Origin of the sequence: Pelagimonas sp. (assembly GCF_050633425.1) — a bacterium.
Classification (GTDB): Bacteria; Pseudomonadota; Alphaproteobacteria; order Rhodobacterales; family Rhodobacteraceae; genus Pelagimonas.
Genome location: NZ_JBOEGM010000026.1, coordinates 44525 through 60996 on the forward strand (window position 1 = coordinate 44525; position 16472 = coordinate 60996).

The window sequence follows — 16472 nt, forward strand, 5'->3', positions numbered from 1 at the left end:
CTTAGTCTAAGTCAAGCAGTCCTTAGAAGGACATTGCCAGACCCAAGGACCAGCTGTTCGCATCGTCGCTGAAGTCTGTGGCTTCGTCTTCGATTTCGGCATAGCCGTAACCGAATTGTGCCTGCAGACCGCCACCGAGATCATAGTCAACTGCCAGGCCGTAACCTTTGGTTGTCAGATCAGCGAAACCGCCACGGTTTTCGTATTTACCCATGTTCACACCGATGGTCAGTGCGTTCATTGTGTAACCGAATGCAACACCAACATGTGTTTGGTCGTCGTCGGAACCAAAGTCTGTTGAGGAGTAGTTCAAGATACCTTGGATGCCGTTGTTGAAGGTGGTGTCAACCGACACACCCCAAACAGACACGTTGCCGTCGTCTGCGTCGCCGTTCAGGTCACCAGCTTGGTAGCCAAGGCCAACGCCCAGTGCCAGACCAGCAAGGTCAGCAGAGTAACGTACACCTACACCCCAGATAGGATCGCCACCATCGTCGGTGTCGTCCAGTTCAACCGACAGATAGCCGGTGAAGCCAGAAGCAGAGTACTCAAGCTGAGCGATCTGACCGTCGTATACGCCGTCGAGGCCGGAGTTACCATTGTAACCACCGAAGGAGAACTCTTCGCCGCCAGTTGTGAACGCGCCGAGGCCTTGCTCGTGGTCGTCATTGATTGCGGAGCCGATGATGGCTTCTTTCATTGCGGCGTCGAATGCACCGTCAACGTCGCCCATGGTCAGTTTTGCAGGACCGTAAGCGATGAACAGAGTTTCACCACCTTGGGTGCTGTTCGCGAACGCACCGTTTTCGTCCAGGTCAACTTTGGCACCAAATGTCAGACCGTTGTCAGCTTCACCAGTCATGGTGAAAGTGATGTCGATGTCTGTGTGGAAGCCAGTTTCGATGAATGTACCACCGATGAGGCCCATTTCGGCAGAACCGGACAGTGCGATGTTTTCGTTTGCCGACGCAACGCCAGCGGTTGCAACCAGTGCAGTGGTAGCAAGCAGAATATGTTTCATTGTTTCCCTCATGTGTTCTAAAGGCACTACCAGGCCGAAAGTCCGGCCCTGATGCGAGATCTATGCGCTTGCTGCCCCCCGCATTGCAACCCGTCTGAAATTGCAAATGCCCAACAAGCAATCCAGTGATGCGCAATTGTCACAAGGTTTTCGGTGGCAAACCGGGAATCCCCGAATTCCTGCGCAAGTTCCTGCCGATAGCCCTCAGAACGGCGGTCTTTATAATGACGACTTGCCGCTGTGCCGCGCCCCTTGTATGCAATGGGAAACATCGTCGGTGGGAGAAAAAGCGAATGAGCATATCGCGAATCTTATTAGGTATTGGTCTTGCGGTGGCATTGCTTGTTCAATCGGGCTGCGGGTCTTCTGCCAAGCGAGGATCGGTTGAGACGCCTCCTGCGGATGAGATTGTTGATGGAATCCTTTATCCTGATGGCAACAAACCCCGCGGAACGATTTGGGACATTTTCAGATCCCGCGAAGATCAGGGGCGCATTGGGGCCGTTAACAAATACATCTGGAATGCCTCTCTTGATACGTTGGACTTTTTGCCGATCCAGTCGGTGGATCCGTTCACCGGCGTGATTGTGACCGGCTTTGGCACACCACCGGGCGGCGGCAAAGCATATCGCGCGACAATTCATGTGAATGATCCTGCTTTGGATGCACGGTCGTTGAATGTCGCCCTCATGACGCGTTCAGGCCCGGCTAGCGCAGCGACTGTGCGGGCAATCGAAGATGCCATTCTGACGCGGGCGCGCCAGCTTCGCGCGCAAGACAGCCGTTTGTAACGGCTTCGGACATCGGTACCGATAAGCGGGTGCAAAAAAACAAAACCTCGACTTGCCACCGCAGGTCGAGGTTTTTCTTTGTCTCACTTCGCCTAAGCAAGCTGTGGCCTTAGTCTAAAACCGGGCGGGCTTCCATTTTTGACAAGCGTTCAACCCAATCCAGGTGCTGAGGCAGGCAGATTGTGTTCAAGTCGTATCTCTCCCGCACAAACTGCCGGGCGTTTTCGCCCATGCGGGCACGGGCATCTGGATCGTCCAATAGGGCGCAAAGTCGCTCGACCAACGCATCTTTGTCGAAAAAATCAACCATCCAGCCGTTTTCGTCTTCGGTCATGACCTCGCGCACGGGGGCCGTGTTGCTGGCAAGAATTGCGCAGCCCGCGCTCATGGATTCGAGCAGCGACCAAGACAGAACAAACGGATATGTCAGATAGACATGGGCGCGGCTGACCTGAATCATCGACAGATAGGTGTCATAGGGCACCCGACCCATAAAATGCACGCGATCCCAATGCGGTGTCGGTATGCGGCCGCGCACCTCGTCGATAAAGATCTGCTTCCAGGTTTGCCCGTTAGGAGCCTTGGCCCCATAGGACACTTCATCCCCGCCCAACAAAACAACCTGCGCATTCGGACGCTGTTTAAGGATTGCGGGCAGGGCGCGCATGAAGATGTGATAGCCGCGATAGGGTTCAAGGTTGCGGTTGATAAAGGTGATGACTTCGTCGTCGCGGGTCAAAGTCAGGTCATCTGACACTTTAAGGGCCGCGTTTGGGTTGGGGCAGACCAGATCAGTGTCGACACCATCATGGGCAACTGTGATCCGCTCGCGCCAACGTTCCGGGAAGGTGTCGGCCTGAAACTGTGTTGGGCTAAGCCCCGCATCCATGATTTCTTCATGCAGGCGGTTGTTCATATTCTTCATCCGAATGCGCAATTTATCCGCTTCGGGGCTTTTGGATGGGAATTCAGGATCGTAATTCAGGAAATCACCGCTGGTGAGGTGATAAAGCTCACAATAGAGACCAAGTCGGGCTGTCGGCCAGATGTCCTTTAGGAACATCGGTTCACCCCAACCGTGATGGGCGCAGATAACATCCGGCTCAAAGCCTTGGTTTTTTAGCGCCAAAGCACCGCGATAACAGGACGTGGCCCGCAAAAGCTTGGTCTCAAAATCAGACAGCCAGGGGTGAATGTTTGGTGTCGAGCCGCCCTTGATCTCATAAGGGAGAACCTGAACGCCTTGCCATTGCGCTGGCTGTTTCACCTTGCAAGTCAGCGCCACAACCTGATGGCCTTGTTTAACAAGGGCCGGGGCCAGATGCTTGTATTGCCCGGGGAAATTCTGGTGAATCAAAAGGATTTTCATCCGAACCGCCTCAATTTCTATTTTTTGCGTTTTGCCATGATGGGCGGTGCGGGCCAATGCTTTGCGCCCGATTGTCTGCATTGGGTTGCCAAAAAGGCACCAAAGGCTAGACGATTGCCTGTCATCAGCCTATCACAGCCGCTAAATTCGTCCGTCTAAGCCCGCCTGAGGAATACACATGTCGCTTTACGACCCCGCATCGATCGAACCAAAATGGCAAGCTGCCTGGGATGAGGCCGGTACATTCAAAGCCACCCGCGAAGGCGACAAGCCCAAATACTATGTGCTGGAAATGTTCCCGTACCCGTCGGGCCGCATTCATATTGGCCATGTGCGCAACTACACGATGGGTGACGTGATTGCGCGTTACAAGCTGGCGACAGGTCATAATGTGTTGCACCCTATGGGGTTTGACGCCTTTGGCATGCCGGCCGAAAACGCCGCGATGGCGATTGGCGGGCATCCCAAAACCTGGACCTACGAAAACATCGACACCATGGTTGGCCAGATGAAGCCGCTTGGTTTTGGCCTTGATTGGTCGCGTATGTTTGCCACCTGTGATCCTGAATACTATGGCCAGCAGCAAGCGTTGTTCATTGATTTTCTGTCCAAGGGCTTGGTCTATCGCAAAAACGCGGTGGTGAACTGGGACCCGGTCGATATGACCGTCTTGGCTAACGAGCAGGTCATTGATGGCAAGGGCTGGCGGTCTGGGGCCGAGGTTGAGCGGCGCGAGCTGACCCAATGGTTCTTCAAGATCTCTGATTATTCCGAAGAGCTTCTCGACGCGCTGGATTCGCTCGACAACTGGCCCGCCAAGGTGCGCTTGATGCAGGAAAACTGGATCGGCAAATCGCGCGGTTTGGAATTTGGCTTTGAACGCGTGGATGGCGAAGAGCCGATCACCGTTTATACCACCCGTCCTGATACATTGATGGGCGCGTCTTTTGTCGGTATTTCGCCCGATCACCCGATTGCGAAACAGTTGGAGGCCGAAAACCCCGAGATCGCGGTGCAAATCGCCGAGATGCGCAAAGGTGGCACCACCGCAGAAGCGCTGGAGAAGGCCGACAAGCTGGGCGTTGATACCGGCATCCGCGCCAAACACCCGCTGGACCCAAATTGGGAGCTGCCGGTTTGGATCGCCAACTTTATCCTGATGGATTACGGCACCGGCGCGATTTTCGCTTGCCCGGCCCATGATCAGCGCGACTTTGAATTCGCGACAAAATATGACCTGCCGATCATTCCGGTCTTTGGTGAAGAAGACATCACCGAAGCCTATGTGCCCGCCAAAACAGACAAGGTCACCTTCCGGCGTGGGTTCGCCGGTGAGACCGAGCAAACCGGTGACGAGGCCGTTGATGCGGCGATTGATGCTGCCGAAAAGGACGGCTGGGGCAATGGTGTGACCAAGTTCCGCCTGCGCGATTGGGGCCTGTCCCGTCAGCGTTATTGGGGTTGCCCGATCCCGGTTGTGCATTGTGATGATTGCGGCGTTGTTCCTGAAAAGAAAGAGAACTTGCCGATTGAGCTACCCGATGATGTGTCTTTTGACATTCCGGGCAATCCGCTTGATCGCCATCCGACATGGCGCGATTGTGCCTGCCCAAGCTGTGGTAAACCGGCCAAGCGTGAAACCGACACGATGGACACCTTTGTCGATAGCTCGTGGTATTTCGCCCGCTTCACCGCGCCGGATGCAACGACACCGACCGATCTGGACGCCGCGGCCTATTGGATGAACGTCGATCAATACATCGGCGGCATCGAGCACGCGATTTTGCACCTGCTCTATTCGCGATTCTTTGCTCGTGCGATGAACATCACTGGTCACTTGCCTGACACGGCGCGCGAACCGTTCAATGCGCTGTTCACCCAAGGCATGGTGACCCACGCGATTTATCAGACCACCGGCGACGATGGCCGCCCGGTCTATCACTACCCCGAGGATGTTGAGCTGCGCGATGGCGGCGGCTTCCTTAAGGATGGGACGCAGGTCAAAATCATCCCGTCGGCCAAGATGTCGAAATCCAAAAACAACGTGGTCGATCCGGTTGAGATCATCAAAGCATTCGGGGCCGATACGGCGCGTTGGTTTGTGCTCTCTGATTCTCCGCCCGAACGTGATGTTGAATGGACAGCATCGGGTGCCGAAGCGGCCAGCAAGCATTTGGCGCGGGTTTTCCGCATCTGTTCGGAAATCGCGGGTGGCGATGTGCCGTCGACTAAAGAAGACGAAGCGCTTTTGCGTGAAACCCACAAGGCCATCCATGATGTGACTATGGGCGTCGACAGCTTTGGCTTTAACGCCTCGATTGCCAAACTGTACGGTTTCACCAATGTTTTGCACAAATCGCGTGCCGGCTCTGAGGTGAAAACCTTTGCGGCCAAAACGCTTGTGCAGCTGATGTCACCGATGACGCCGCATTTGGCCGAAGAGCTGTGGTCGCTTTTGGGCGGCGAGGGCCTTGTTGCCAACGCGCCTTGGCCCGTTGCCGATGAAAAGATGTTGGTTGAGGATAGTGTTACACTTCCGATCCAGATCAACGGCAAACGCCGTGGCGAAATGAAGGTTCCACGCGATATGCCCAAGGAAGAGGTTGAAAAAGCCGCCCTTGCGCACGAAGCTGTTGTTAAGGCGCTCGATGGTGGGCAGCCCAAAAAGCTTATCGTGGTACCGGGGCGGATTGTGAATGTGGTTGTCTGAACGACGTAAATTTCTTGGGAAATGTCTTGGGGGGCTGGCTTTGGCCTCCCTGTCTTTGACCGCCTGTGGTTTCACACCTGTTTATGGGCCGCAAGGAACCGGCGATCGGCTACAGGGTAAGATCACCCTTCAGGCCCCTGAAACGCGCAACAGCTACCAGTTCAATCGTCATTTCGAGACACGCATGGGGCGTCCGGCCAATGCGCCCTATGTGCTCAAGGTGAAACTCAGCACCGAAGAGCTTGATCAGGGCGCGACGTCCACCGGGAACACCACACGATTCAAGGTGACGGGATATGCGAATTATGTTCTATCCGAAGGGAAGACCCAGCTTTTGAGCGGTTCGACCAGCGCCTTTACCGGTTATTCAAACACCGGATCAACGGTTGCGACAATGGCATCCGAGAATGACGCCTATGAGCGTTTGATGGTCATTCTTGCCGATCAAGTGATCGACGATCTGATCTTGTCTGCGGGCAACCTTCCGGAATGAAGCTGTCTCCGCGCGACGCAAATGGGTACTTCAAAAAGCCAAATCCCGATTCCGCCGGTCTTTTGATCAGTGGCGAAGACACCATGCGCGTGGCGATGAAACGTCAAGAGGTTGTGGCCGCCTTGGTTGGCCCCGAGGGTGAGGCCGAAATGCGGCTCACCCGGATACCGGCGGCGGATTTGCGCAAAGACGCGGCTGCGTTGTTGGATGCGGTCAAGGCGCAAGGGTTTTTCCCCGGCCCACGTGTTGTCTTGGTCGAAGAGGCGACCGATGGCTTCTCTAAGGTGTTCAAAGCGGCACTTGAGGATTGGCAGGCTGGTGATGCACAGATCATCGTCACTGCCGGGCAACTCACGGCCAAATCGGCGCTTCGCAAGGTGTTTGAAGGCGACAACCGCACCTATGCGGCGGCTTTGTATAATGACCCGATGGGCCGTGCCGAGATCGAAGCGGAATTGGCCCGAGCTGGGTTAAAGGACATGGACCGCGATGCCATGGGCGCGTTGGAGGAACTGGCGCGTGGCCTGACCCCCGGTGATTTTCGGCAGGTGTTGGAAAAGATCGCTTTGTATAAGCTCAACGATGCCAATCCGTTGACCGCGCTTGAGGTTGAGCTGAATGCGCCTGCGTCGATCGAAGCCGAGATCGATCAGATATTTCATGTTCTCGCCGAGGGGCGCACCGCTGAGATTGACCCGGTGATGCGTCGTTTGACGGCCCAAGGCGTTGCCCCGGTGACCCTTTTAATCATGGGGATGCGGCACTTTCGGGCGCTTTACACATTGGCGTCGGCACCCGGCGGCCCGGCGCAAGGCATCACAAGAATGCGTCCGCCAATCTTTGGGCCGCGCCGGGATAGAATGCTGCGTCAGGCACAACGCTGGTCGGTGGACCGGCTTGAGGCTGCATTGGATGCTTTGATGGAAACCGATCTGAAACTGCGATCCGCAGGGCAAAAAGCTCCGGCGGGGGCATTGGTTGAACGCGCATTCGTGAGGTTGGCCTACCTTGCAAGGCGCTAGGGTCGTTGCCATCTTGTCAAAGAACAAGAAACAGGGACACCATCACATGACCTACACTTTATTTGGCAGCGCCAGAAGCCGCGCGTTTCGGGTGATTTGGATGCTCGAAGAGCTTGGTCAAAGCTATGATCATGTGGATGCGGCCCCGCAATCCCAAGACGTTCAAAAGGTGAGCGCGCTGGGCAAAATTCCGGTTTTGCAAGTTGGTGATGATGTGATCCCCGACAGCACCGCGATTTTGACCTTTCTGGCGGACAAACACGGGGCCTTTACCGCCCAGGCGGGAACAATCGCGCGCGCCAAACAAGATGCGATTACGTTCCGCATTCTCGACGATATTGAAAGCCAGCTCTGGACTGCGGCCCGCCACAGCTTTGTTCTCCCCGAAGAAGAGCGCGTGCCGGAAGTCAAAGCCACCTGCAAAGCTGAGTTTGAACGCAATGTGACCAAGCTGATTGCAGAGATAGACGGCCCCTATTTGATGGGCGAGGCCTTTACCGTGCCGGATATCATCCTGACCCATTTGGCCAATTGGGCGATCAGCGCCAAATTTCCGGCCCCGTCAGAGGCCTTTTCGCAATATTTGGCGCGGACACGGGCGCGTCCCGGCTTTAAGGCTGCGCGCGACAAACAGGGATAAGCCGCGCGCCTTCATTCTCGGCCGCCTTATTCTTTGTCGGTGACGTTTTCTTTGAACGCGACGTCAAAGGCGGCCTGCTTTTCGGGGCTGGCTTCGGATTGGTGGCTGTTTTTCCAATCATCATAGGGCATGCCGTAAAAGGCTTCACGGCCTTGGGCTTTGTCCATCTCGACACCGCGTTCATTGGCGGCCTCTTGATACCAGCGCGAGAGGCAGTTGCGGCAAAAACCGGCCAGATTCATCATGTCGATGTTCTGGACGTCTTTGCGATCTTCCATCAAATGCTGTTGCAAACGGCGAAAGGCGGCGGCTTCGATTTCAAGTCTTGTCTGGTTGTCCATGTCGGTCTCTCCCATGTGTCGCTGAGCTTGTGCTGTTTGGGGCCGCTGCAGCAGGTGTTATTCAGGCACCTGCCGCAAAGCATCTTCGAGCAATGGGGCAAGGCGTTGCCCCCAATGTTCCTGCTGTTGCGGAGTTTCGATCAAATCATTGCGCAATTCGATCAGCGTGTTGTTTCGCCCATGTTTCAGCCCATGCCGATCAACCGCATCTCCGGGAAGGTGACCGGGATAGGGTTCGTTGCGTCCGACAGTCAGGTCGGGTTCGGCCTCCAGACCGGCTATAAACGGATCGCTCAACCGGCTGTCCCAAGCGTGTAAAATACCGATATGCCAGGGCCGCGTCGGGCGACCGCGCAATTGGCGGGTAAAGGAATGCACCGCAACAATGACAATATCTTCCCGAGCCGAAGCCAGTTTGGCATAGGCGTCGTGATACGGGCGGTAATAGGCATTCAGGCGACGCTCCCGCTCGGCTTCATCGGCGTGACGATTACCGGGAATGACCGATCCGTCATAAAGCTTCATCAGCAAAGTCGGGTCATCTTCGCCGCGATTGGGGTCAATCACCAAGCGAGAGAAATTTCCGAGAAGCACAGGTGCGCCCAATGCCTCACCCAAGGCAACAGACACCCCTTCGGCACCGGGATCAAAGGCGATATGGCGCTGCATATCGTCTTGGGGCAGGCCCAAAGTGCCACCCAAATCAGGCGGAACTGTATTGCGGGCGTGGTCACAGGTGATCAACCAGCGGCTTTTGCGGCTGGCACCTTCTATATGATAGGGGTGATATGTCATTGTACCGTCATCTCTTGTCGCCAAGACATAGGGCAGTTGCGCGGTGAAGGGAAATAGGCAATAAGCACCGTGCGCCGTTAGCGTTAACAAGTCGCTTTTTGTGAATGCGCTTACGGTACGTAAATTTCTGGCCGCTCCTGCGTGTGGCCATCTGATGAATTGGGGAAGACTATGAAGCGCAATCGCAAGATCAAAATCGTGGCCACTTTGGGCCCCGCGTCGTCAACCTACGAAATGATCCGCGCATTGCACGAGGCCGGAGCCGACGTGTTCCGTCTGAACATGAGCCATGGCAGCCATGACGAGATCAGGGAAAAGCACGCGATCATTCGTCAGGTCGAAAAAGACCTGGATAGCCCGATTTCTATTTTGGCTGACCTGCAGGGGCCAAAGCTTCGTGTGGGGACCTTTGCTGAGGGCCCGCAGGATTTGGAATGGGGGCAAACGTTCCGCCTTGACCTTGATCCTACGCCTGGTGACAAAAACCGCGTAACGCTGCCTCATCCTGAGATTTTCGAAGCGCTTGAACCCGGCGCGCATTTGCTGGTCAACGATGGTAAAATTCGCCTGCGGGTTGAAGATTGCGGAAAAGACCACGCCAATTGTACCGTTGTGACCGGCGGTGTGATTTCAGATCGCAAGGGTGTGAATGTGCCTGACGTTGTCTTGCCCTTGGCGGCGCTGTCCGAAAAAGACCGCAAAGATTTGGAATTTGTCTGCGCGCTTGGTGTCGACTGGTTGGCTCTGTCCTTTGTACAGCGTGCCCGTGACGTTTGGGAAGCGCGTGAGCTGGCCAACGGCCGCGCGGCCATCTTGTCGAAAATTGAAAAGCCACAAGCGGTTGAGAGCTTTGATGAGATTCTTGAGGTCTCTGATGGGATCATGGTTGCACGTGGTGACTTGGGCGTTGAACTTCCGGTTCAAAACGTTCCGCCTATTCAAAAGCGTCTGGTGCGCAAATGCCGTGCTGCGGCAAAACCGGTGATTGTCGCGACGCAGATGCTCGAATCGATGATCGAATCGCCGATGCCGACGCGCGCAGAAGTCTCAGACGTCTCTAATGCGATCTACGAGGGCTCTGATGCAGTTATGTTGTCAGCGGAATCGGCGGCGGGTGATTATCCAATCGAGGCGGTTAGCACCATGGATGCGGTTGCCGTCGAGGTTGAAGCAGACCCGACCTATCGTGAAATCATCGAAGCCAGCCGCAAGGCCAATCGGTCTTCCGTCGCGGACGGGATCGTTGCTGCGGCCCGTGAAATCGCAGAAACCACCGACATCAAAGCGATTTGCTGCTTTACGTCGTCTGGCACCACGGCGGCCAAAGTGTCACGCGAGCGGCCACGGGTTCCGATCATCACGATGACGTCGTCGCGCTCAACTGCGCGCCGTTTGGCGCTGAGCTGGGGCACGCATTGTGTCATGACCGGCGATCTGGAGCGCTTTAAGCAAGCGGTGGTCAATGCTGCGCGTGCGACACGCAAGGCCGGTTTCGCCGGGGAAGGCGACCAAATCGTTGTCACAGCCGGTGTGCCGTTCAACATTCCCGGCACGACCAACATTTTGCGCGTTGCTCCATGTGATGAACGTTTGATTTATAGCACCGATCCAGAATAACCTGTTCGCAGGTTATTCTTGGGAAGGTCTGGAGTTATGGATCCGGATACATCTTTGATTGCAGGGCTGGTTTTGGCGGTTTTTTCGCTGCCTTCAGTTATTTCTGCTTTTTCCGATGGTCGCACCCCGCGGGTTGCGGCCATTGTCTTGATGGTTGCTGGTGGTCTGGTTGTCTTTGCGCTGACCAGCAAGCAGGGCGGGTACACAATGCAAGAAATCCCGCATGTGTTTTTCCAAGTGGTGGCAAAATTCACCAACTGACCTTGGTTTCAGTCTCCTTTGGGCGATTCAAGGCTTGCCAAGTTGCAGGTCCGCGCCTATACGGCCCCTCTCAACCGCGCGTCCGGCTCAAGTGGCATGCCGAGTCGCGCTAAAAAGACGGAGACCGAAATGCCCAAGATGAAGACGAAGTCGAGCGCCAAAAAGCGCTTTAAGGTCACTGCGACCGGCAAAGTTATGGCAAGCCAGGCTGGTAAACAGCACGGCATGATCAAACGCACCAAGAAATTCATCCGCGACGCTCGCGGCACAACGACACTGTCTGCACCTGATGCCAAGAGCATCAAGCAGTTCATGCCGTACGACCGCTAAGAGGAGATTAGAACATGTCCCGAGTAAAAGGCGGAACCGTCACGCACGCGCGTCACAAGAAGGTCATCAAGCAGGCGAAAGGCTATTACGGTCGCCGCAAGAATACCTTTAAGGTAGCAGCACAGGCAGTCGACAAGGCGAACCAATACGCCACACGCGACCGTCATAACCGCAAGCGCAGCTTCCGCGCGCTGTGGATCCAGCGTATCAACGCGGCTGTTCGTTCGCATGACGAAGCGCTGACATATTCCAAGTTCATCAATGGTCTGAACCTGGCCGGTATCGAAGTTGACCGTAAGGTTCTCGCCGATCTTGCCGTTCACGAGCCCGAAGCATTTGCTGCGATCGTGGATCAAGCCAAAGGCGCGCTGCCAGCATAAGCTGTTTGCGTTTTGAGATTTGGAAAAGGCCACCCGATTTGGGTGGCCTTTTTGTTATGGGGGCTGCTGGGTGTGCAATAGGCGACACCGCACCTCTTTATCGGGTTAAGCGCCGTTCAAGCCTGATCATGGAGCCGCCAAACGCCGTCTCGATGGCCGGTGGAATGCGCCATTGAACAAGGGACGCCGCTGCGACCCGATCGGCGAACACATAAACACCCGCGCCCATCATGGCGGCCAAATGACCGGTATCGACCAACAACGGCAAAAGCATAATTGGCCAACAGGCCAGAACGCAGTTTAAGCCTGTTCGAAGCCCCAGCCGGGTTGCCCCCATGACAGCATCTAACCCAAAGGCCCCCAATCGGTTGGTCATATGGCATTGGTTTCTCGCGTATTGCGCCCAAGGCGAGGCGCACCAAACCGCCGCAAGTGTTATGGCTACTAGCATGTGGATACCAGCGGGCAAAAACATGCCTAGGCCAATTGCGATTGGGAGCAACGCCGCTCCGGCGAGCAGCCAGCACAATAGATAGCCCGCAACCAAAACGATAAGAGAAATCCAGCGCATGGAGCGGTGGACCGCGTGCCTGACAAATGAGATTTGCGACCCGACAAGCGGCAACATCATCGCAACGCTCATCAATGCCCAGTCACGGGCCAACTCTTGTGGTGACCAAAGCAAGGGCCACAACTCGGCCAAGGCCCCCAAATCGGTCACTCTTAGGCGTCCACAAATCGCGCCAAGGGTGCGTGAGGCGGGTTGCAGCGCAATCGCGACATAGGCAAGCGCAGCAATCGCCAAAAGCCAAGGTGTAGGGCCAGTTCGAGCTTGCCCGAGAAAGGCGGATATCCAGCGCATCGGAATTATCGCAAGCTAAAGAGGCTGAGCCGGTCGACCGTTATCTCCGAACTGCTGCCCCCGGATTGGGCCAGCCGCACTTCAAGCTCGGTTATTGTCGCGCCATCCTGACCTTGCATGTCCCTGACTTTGTCGGTGATTTCGATCGTCGCAGACAGCCCGTTGCCAGCATGCGGGCCTTCGGTGGACGTGGCTTTGCCCAGCCCGAAAAAGGCGATGGTTTCGGAGAAAGCATCGTCGCTTGCGGGGGCCGAAACACGTACGGTAACAACACCGCTGGCACCGATTCCGCGCACACCTTCGACATTTAGGTAAAGCCTCTCCTTGGGGGCCGCTGCAAGCGCCAAGGCCACAGGCGGGGGTGTGGGCGAGAAGGACAGGCTGGCAACAGCCTCGGTGTCCGTGATCGACAAGGGGGCTGCGTTGGCTCCGATCAGAGAAGAGGCGCGACCGGACGGCTGCGAGGCTGTGGCCATGGCGACGCCAACGGTCGGGGCAATGCCTGTGCCGCTTGAGAGATTGTCGTAAGTTGGTGCCAGCCGGGCACCGGGCAGGGTGTCTTCGGGGGTAAATGTCACCAAGTTTGCGGTTGAGCTTGGCATGGTGAATTGCCGGGGAAACGGGCCGTTTCGCCAATGAATGCTTGCTTCCTGACCGTTATTCGCGTCGGTCATCCAAGCGGCCCAAAGCCGGTCAATGTTGCAGTGATGGACCCAAAAGATCGGATCAAGCGCGGCAAAGTCAGGGTCATACATCCAACCCGCCGGTTGAGGCGAATTATCTCCACCAATCATGACATGCACAAAGTTGTGCGGATTGTTTTCGATGGCTCCATAGGCGTTGCCGGATTGATTGAAGCCACTGATTGGACCACCATATCCAAGGGTTCCGGGAATGGCTGTATAAACGCTGTTGGTGCTTTGCGAGACCAAGGAGATGTCGGTGCCATTGGTCCAGGGCACCGGTCCCAGGGTGGTCAGCGGCCCTCGGGTCGCTTGGGCCAGCGGGTTTGGCACGTTGTCACCGGGAATGGTGGCGTCCAGGAACTCTTGCGGAATGTTGCGCGCGTTTGGATCAGATGCGTTAAGATAGTTCCAATAGGGCAAGGCCCAATCGGCAGGCCCACCCTGCGCCGCGATCCACGCCCCCAGAATTTCCTCAAACGCCGCAAGATACCCTCGGTGCCACGGCAAAAAGAACCAGCCGGCATGCTGGCACTGATTGAACATCAAGCGCATTTCCTGTTGGCTAGGCACTGCTGTGCTGGCTGGAATGATGTTTTGGTCGATCCAACCCTGCGGGTTCATTCCGTGAATGGCGGCAAGGTAAGTCCAACTGGTCGTCACATTGAGGTCGAGCGAGCGGGCTGCGCCTACGGCTCTGGCATACCAGATCATCGTGTCGGACCAAGGCCCGTCTAAGGATGCAATGTCTTGTCTCGTTCCGGCCATAACTAATACTCCGTTAAAAAATCAAAATTTAGGTCGTCAAAAGTCACTTGCTGTCGGTCAATAAGTCCTGTTCCCTTGGAAACAGGTGGTTTTGGTGCTGGCGCAAATAAGGGCCGGGCGGAAGGACGTGGCCCTGCGCAGCAGCTAAATTTTACATCTCGTCGATCAAATCCAAGACGTCTGGCGGCAATTGATCTTCGCGCAGCTCAAATTGGTGCTGTGCGTTTTTCTCATCGGTTACCGTGATGCGGTAAGTCATTAAATCCGCCGCCCCGGAATGCTTGTCCTCGTTAACAAGCGACGCAAGTTCTCGTGGGTCAAACGCTGCGCAATAGGCTTCACGTTTGGGTTCCGAGACCGAGGACAGATCCAACACCTTGTCCTGACGGGTTGCGGCAATTCCGGCAAAGCCACCGCTGGATGATATTTCGATCATCATTGCCAAACATCCCGCCGTTGTTGAAATAAAACATCCCATGACATCACTATGAGATCAGATTGCGATGCCGACAAGGCGCCACGCACGGCGCAACATCAACATCTCATAGCTTCCCGATCCGTGGAGTTCGATCGCCGCATCCAAAGTCTGAGCCGCCCAATCGCCAAATGTGGCCATTGGATTGTTGAGCTTTTGCAAAGCCCTGTACCAGATGTGCCCCGGCTTTTCCCAAGCGTGGCCACCTAAATACATGCAATATAGGTAAAACGCGTGATTGGGGATGCCGGAATTGATGTGAACGCCTCCGTTGTCATCCGTGGTGTTTACAAAGAAATCCATATGATAGGGCTGCGGGTCTTGGCCCAATAGCGCATCGGAATACGCCGTTCCCGGTGCCTTGATGCTACGAAGCGCGATGCCGTTGATATCCGGCCCCAAAATGCCTTTCCCCATCAGCCAGTCGGCCTCATAGACGTCTTGCTGCATCTGGCGCTGGGCGGTCATAGTGCCGAAAACGTCGGAAATGCTTTCGTTCAACGCCCCCGATTGGCCTTGATATATCAGACCGCCGGAAAACTGGACGACACCATGGGACATTTCATGGCCGATGATCGACAGTTCGGTAAATGTCGTGAAGATCTCTCCGTCGCCATCGCCATAAGCCATCTGTTGGCCGTTCCAAAACGCGTTGTTGTAGTTGCGGCGATGATGGACTGTGGCGCTGAGGGGAAGGCCGTTCCCGTCCAAAGAGTTGCGGCCAAATTCCTCGGAATACAGCTCAAACACAACGCCCGCGCCATCATAGGCCCTGTCGACTTCGGCGTCATTTGTCGGTGGCTCGCCTTCGGATCGGGCGGGTGTCCCGGGCAGGGATGCCTTGCGATTCCCATCGTAAATGCGACGTTCGCAGACATGCGGGGCAGCGGTGGGCTGTGCCATAGCGCTGGTCACAAATGTCCCATGATGCCCGGTTTCGGCGACCATGGCCCCAGAGCTACGCGCTGCGCGTTCCTCTCGGACGTCTTCGTTTTGCTTGAGCATGGACTGGGCCATTTTCTGGATCGATGAATCGCCGCGCATGGCCAAAACGCGGAGCATATGAGGAGGAACAATGCAGTTAATTGGATTATGAGAACAGTTTGATAAATCGCACATTTTAAAAACCTTTCAAAAATACACGATGATAATACCACAAATTGCCAAAATCTCCGAATCAGACACCTGATTGTTGCGCGAAATGTCGCCTTGCGGCGGAACATTGCCCCATCAGACCCTGTTGCTGCATTTGCAGATCGGATCGGGGGCAGATATGTGATCGGTTGAAAATCTGCCCAAGATTCAAGGCAACCGGGGTGTGAATGGGGGGCAATCGGCATGTTATTTTACCAGAGCACCACTCAATGATCGCTTATCTTGGCCTGTTCGCATCGGCGCTGTTGGCGGCAACGGTTTTACCAATGCAATCCGAAGCGGTTTTGGTTGGCCTGCTGATAACCTCTGACCATGCGATTGTCGGTCTGCTCATCGTGGCGACGCTGGGCAATGTCTTGGGGTCGGTGATCAATTGGTATGTCGGGCGCTTTGCGCTAAAGTTCAAAGACCGACGTTGGTTCCCGGCCTCTGACCGGCAACTTGAGCGCGCAGAAACCTGGTATCGTCGGTATGGGCGCTGGTCTTTGCTCGCGAGTTGGGTGCCAATTGTGGGCGATCCGCTCACGGTTGTGGCAGGTGTTTTGCGTGAGCCTCTGGGGTCATTTGTCCTGCTGGTCACCGTGGCCAAGGCGGGCCGGTACTTGGTTCTCGCGGCGATTACTCTGGCTTGGTTTAGATGAGCTAAGTCGCGTTTTGAAATCGAAATTTAGGGCCATAAACCCACGTCGAATCCGGCTATGCGGGTCGTGAACCCACCTAGATTTTGTCGTTGTATTTTGCGCTGCCTGTTCTCCAAAT

Annotated in this window: 18 protein-coding genes; 10 read left to right on the forward strand and 8 right to left on the reverse strand. The window is 55.6% G+C overall.

The window, feature by feature from the left end:
* Positions 1-22 precede the first annotated feature (22 nt).
* On the reverse strand, positions 23-1021 hold the full coding sequence (locus tag ACRBB0_RS21255) for a porin (RefSeq protein ID WP_431376477.1): 999 nt from the start codon (positions 1019-1021) through the stop codon (positions 23-25).
* Between the two features lie 293 nt (positions 1022-1314).
* Between ACRBB0_RS21255 and ACRBB0_RS21260 the strand changes: the two genes are divergently transcribed.
* A complete protein-coding gene (locus tag ACRBB0_RS21260) occupies positions 1315-1812 on the forward strand; it encodes a DUF3576 domain-containing protein (RefSeq protein ID WP_431376478.1) in 498 nt (165 codons plus the stop codon).
* 109 nt (positions 1813-1921) lie between these two features.
* Here ACRBB0_RS21260 and ACRBB0_RS21265 read toward each other — a convergent pair whose 3' ends face one another.
* The gene (locus tag ACRBB0_RS21265; protein WP_431376479.1) at positions 1922-3181 is read right to left on the reverse strand and encodes a glycosyltransferase; all 1260 of its coding nucleotides are present in this window, start codon (positions 3179-3181) and stop codon (positions 1922-1924) included.
* Between the two features lie 178 nt (positions 3182-3359).
* Between ACRBB0_RS21265 and leuS the strand changes: the two genes are divergently transcribed.
* The 4 genes from leuS to ACRBB0_RS21285 are packed head-to-tail and all read left to right on the forward strand — an operon-like array spanning position 3360 to position 8046.
* Entirely contained in the window at positions 3360-5891 is a 2532-nt protein-coding gene (gene leuS / locus ACRBB0_RS21270) for a leucine--tRNA ligase (RefSeq protein WP_431376480.1), read from the forward strand.
* Positions 5878-6384 carry an LPS assembly lipoprotein LptE gene (gene lptE, locus ACRBB0_RS21275; RefSeq protein WP_431376481.1) on the forward strand — a complete coding sequence of 169 codons (507 nt, stop codon included), beginning with the start codon at positions 5878-5880 and terminating at the stop codon, positions 6382-6384. Before leuS ends, lptE begins: the two co-directional genes overlap by 14 nt.
* Entirely contained in the window at positions 6381-7406 is a 1026-nt protein-coding gene (holA, locus tag ACRBB0_RS21280) for a DNA polymerase III subunit delta (protein WP_431376482.1), read from the forward strand. Before lptE ends, holA begins: the two co-directional genes overlap by 4 nt.
* A 46-nt stretch (positions 7407-7452) precedes the next feature.
* Positions 7453-8046 (forward strand): glutathione S-transferase family protein, encoded by a 594-nt coding sequence (locus tag ACRBB0_RS21285; protein ID WP_431376483.1) that lies wholly within the window; start codon positions 7453-7455, stop codon positions 8044-8046.
* Positions 8047-8072: 26 nt separating this feature from the next.
* Here ACRBB0_RS21285 and ACRBB0_RS21290 read toward each other — a convergent pair whose 3' ends face one another.
* Together ACRBB0_RS21290 and ACRBB0_RS21295 are read right to left on the reverse strand one after the other, a co-directional pair.
* On the reverse strand, positions 8073-8387 hold the full coding sequence (locus ACRBB0_RS21290; protein ID WP_431376484.1) for a DUF1244 domain-containing protein: 315 nt from the start codon (positions 8385-8387) through the stop codon (positions 8073-8075).
* Positions 8388-8444: 57 nt separating this feature from the next.
* Positions 8445-9182 (reverse strand): N-formylglutamate amidohydrolase, encoded by a 738-nt coding sequence (locus tag ACRBB0_RS21295; protein WP_431376485.1) that lies wholly within the window; start codon positions 9180-9182, stop codon positions 8445-8447.
* A gap of 171 nt (positions 9183-9353) precedes the next feature.
* On the opposite strand from ACRBB0_RS21295, the gene pyk reads away from it, so the two are divergent.
* The 4 genes from pyk (at position 9354) to rplT (ending at position 11770) form a co-directional block, all read left to right on the forward strand.
* On the forward strand, positions 9354-10799 hold the full coding sequence (gene pyk / locus ACRBB0_RS21300; RefSeq protein ID WP_431376486.1) for a pyruvate kinase: 1446 nt from the start codon (positions 9354-9356) through the stop codon (positions 10797-10799).
* Positions 10800-10835: 36 nt separating this feature from the next.
* Entirely contained in the window at positions 10836-11060 is a 225-nt protein-coding gene (locus ACRBB0_RS21305) for a hypothetical protein (RefSeq protein WP_431376487.1), read from the forward strand.
* Between the two features lie 129 nt (positions 11061-11189).
* Positions 11190-11390 carry a 50S ribosomal protein L35 gene (gene rpmI / locus ACRBB0_RS21310; protein WP_299922571.1) on the forward strand — a complete coding sequence of 67 codons (201 nt, stop codon included), beginning with the start codon at positions 11190-11192 and terminating at the stop codon, positions 11388-11390.
* 14 nt (positions 11391-11404) lie between these two features.
* Positions 11405-11770 carry a 50S ribosomal protein L20 gene (rplT, locus tag ACRBB0_RS21315; RefSeq protein ID WP_431376488.1) on the forward strand — a complete coding sequence of 122 codons (366 nt, stop codon included), beginning with the start codon at positions 11405-11407 and terminating at the stop codon, positions 11768-11770.
* 97 nt (positions 11771-11867) lie between these two features.
* Here the strand turns inward: rplT and ACRBB0_RS21320 are convergent, their stop codons facing one another.
* The 4 genes from ACRBB0_RS21320 to ACRBB0_RS21335 all read right to left on the reverse strand — a co-directional run bounded on the left by ACRBB0_RS21320 (position 11868) and on the right by ACRBB0_RS21335 (position 15602).
* Positions 11868-12632: a DUF2182 domain-containing protein gene (locus ACRBB0_RS21320; protein ID WP_431376489.1), complete on the reverse strand. Its 765-nt coding sequence runs from the start codon at positions 12630-12632 to the stop codon at positions 11868-11870.
* Positions 12633-12637: 5 nt separating this feature from the next.
* Positions 12638-14083, reverse strand: a complete 1446-nt coding sequence (locus tag ACRBB0_RS21325; RefSeq protein WP_431376490.1) for a tyrosinase family protein — start codon at positions 14081-14083, stop codon at positions 12638-12640.
* A 151-nt stretch (positions 14084-14234) separates the two neighbouring features.
* Positions 14235-14522 carry a protealysin inhibitor emfourin gene (locus ACRBB0_RS21330; protein ID WP_431376491.1) on the reverse strand — a complete coding sequence of 96 codons (288 nt, stop codon included), beginning with the start codon at positions 14520-14522 and terminating at the stop codon, positions 14235-14237.
* A 54-nt stretch (positions 14523-14576) separates the two neighbouring features.
* Positions 14577-15602, reverse strand: a complete 1026-nt coding sequence (locus ACRBB0_RS21335) for a M4 family metallopeptidase (protein WP_431376492.1) — start codon at positions 15600-15602, stop codon at positions 14577-14579.
* 320 nt (positions 15603-15922) lie between these two features.
* On the opposite strand from ACRBB0_RS21335, the gene ACRBB0_RS21340 reads away from it, so the two are divergent.
* Positions 15923-16354, forward strand: a complete 432-nt coding sequence (locus ACRBB0_RS21340) for a YqaA family protein (protein ID WP_431376493.1) — start codon at positions 15923-15925, stop codon at positions 16352-16354.
* The last annotated feature ends 118 nt before the right edge of the window (positions 16355-16472 follow it).

Bases quoted from the DNA above. Each gene is read 5' to 3' on its own strand.
- ACRBB0_RS21335 (WP_431376492.1), bottom strand. From the start codon at position 15,602: ATGCGCGGCGATTCATCGATCCAGAAAATGGCCCAGTCCATGCTCAAG.
- ACRBB0_RS21325 (WP_431376490.1), bottom strand. From the start codon at position 14,083: ATGGCCGGAACGAGACAAGACATTGCATCCTTAGACGGGCCTTGGTCC.
- ACRBB0_RS21260 (WP_431376478.1), top strand. From the start codon at position 1,315: ATGAGCATATCGCGAATCTTATTAGGTATTGGTCTTGCGGTGGCATTG.
- ACRBB0_RS21295 (WP_431376485.1), bottom strand. From the start codon at position 9,182: ATGACATATCACCCCTATCATATAGAAGGTGCCAGCCGCAAAAGCCGC.
- ACRBB0_RS21305 (WP_431376487.1), top strand. From the start codon at position 10,836: ATGGATCCGGATACATCTTTGATTGCAGGGCTGGTTTTGGCGGTTTTT.
- rplT (WP_431376488.1), top strand. From the start codon at position 11,405: ATGTCCCGAGTAAAAGGCGGAACCGTCACGCACGCGCGTCACAAGAAG.
- ACRBB0_RS21290 (WP_431376484.1), bottom strand. From the start codon at position 8,387: ATGGACAACCAGACAAGACTTGAAATCGAAGCCGCCGCCTTTCGCCGT.
- lptE (WP_431376481.1), top strand. From the start codon at position 5,878: ATGTGGTTGTCTGAACGACGTAAATTTCTTGGGAAATGTCTTGGGGGG.
- ACRBB0_RS21255 (WP_431376477.1), bottom strand. From the start codon at position 1,021: ATGAAACATATTCTGCTTGCTACCACTGCACTGGTTGCAACCGCTGGC.
- holA (WP_431376482.1), top strand. From the start codon at position 6,381: ATGAAGCTGTCTCCGCGCGACGCAAATGGGTACTTCAAAAAGCCAAAT.
- ACRBB0_RS21285 (WP_431376483.1), top strand. From the start codon at position 7,453: ATGACCTACACTTTATTTGGCAGCGCCAGAAGCCGCGCGTTTCGGGTG.
- ACRBB0_RS21320 (WP_431376489.1), bottom strand. From the start codon at position 12,632: ATGCGCTGGATATCCGCCTTTCTCGGGCAAGCTCGAACTGGCCCTACA.
- ACRBB0_RS21265 (WP_431376479.1), bottom strand. From the start codon at position 3,181: ATGAAAATCCTTTTGATTCACCAGAATTTCCCCGGGCAATACAAGCAT.
- rpmI (WP_299922571.1), top strand. From the start codon at position 11,190: ATGCCCAAGATGAAGACGAAGTCGAGCGCCAAAAAGCGCTTTAAGGTC.
- ACRBB0_RS21330 (WP_431376491.1), bottom strand. From the start codon at position 14,522: ATGATGATCGAAATATCATCCAGCGGTGGCTTTGCCGGAATTGCCGCA.
- leuS (WP_431376480.1), top strand. From the start codon at position 3,360: ATGTCGCTTTACGACCCCGCATCGATCGAACCAAAATGGCAAGCTGCC.
- ACRBB0_RS21340 (WP_431376493.1), top strand. From the start codon at position 15,923: ATGATCGCTTATCTTGGCCTGTTCGCATCGGCGCTGTTGGCGGCAACG.
- pyk (WP_431376486.1), top strand. From the start codon at position 9,354: ATGAAGCGCAATCGCAAGATCAAAATCGTGGCCACTTTGGGCCCCGCG.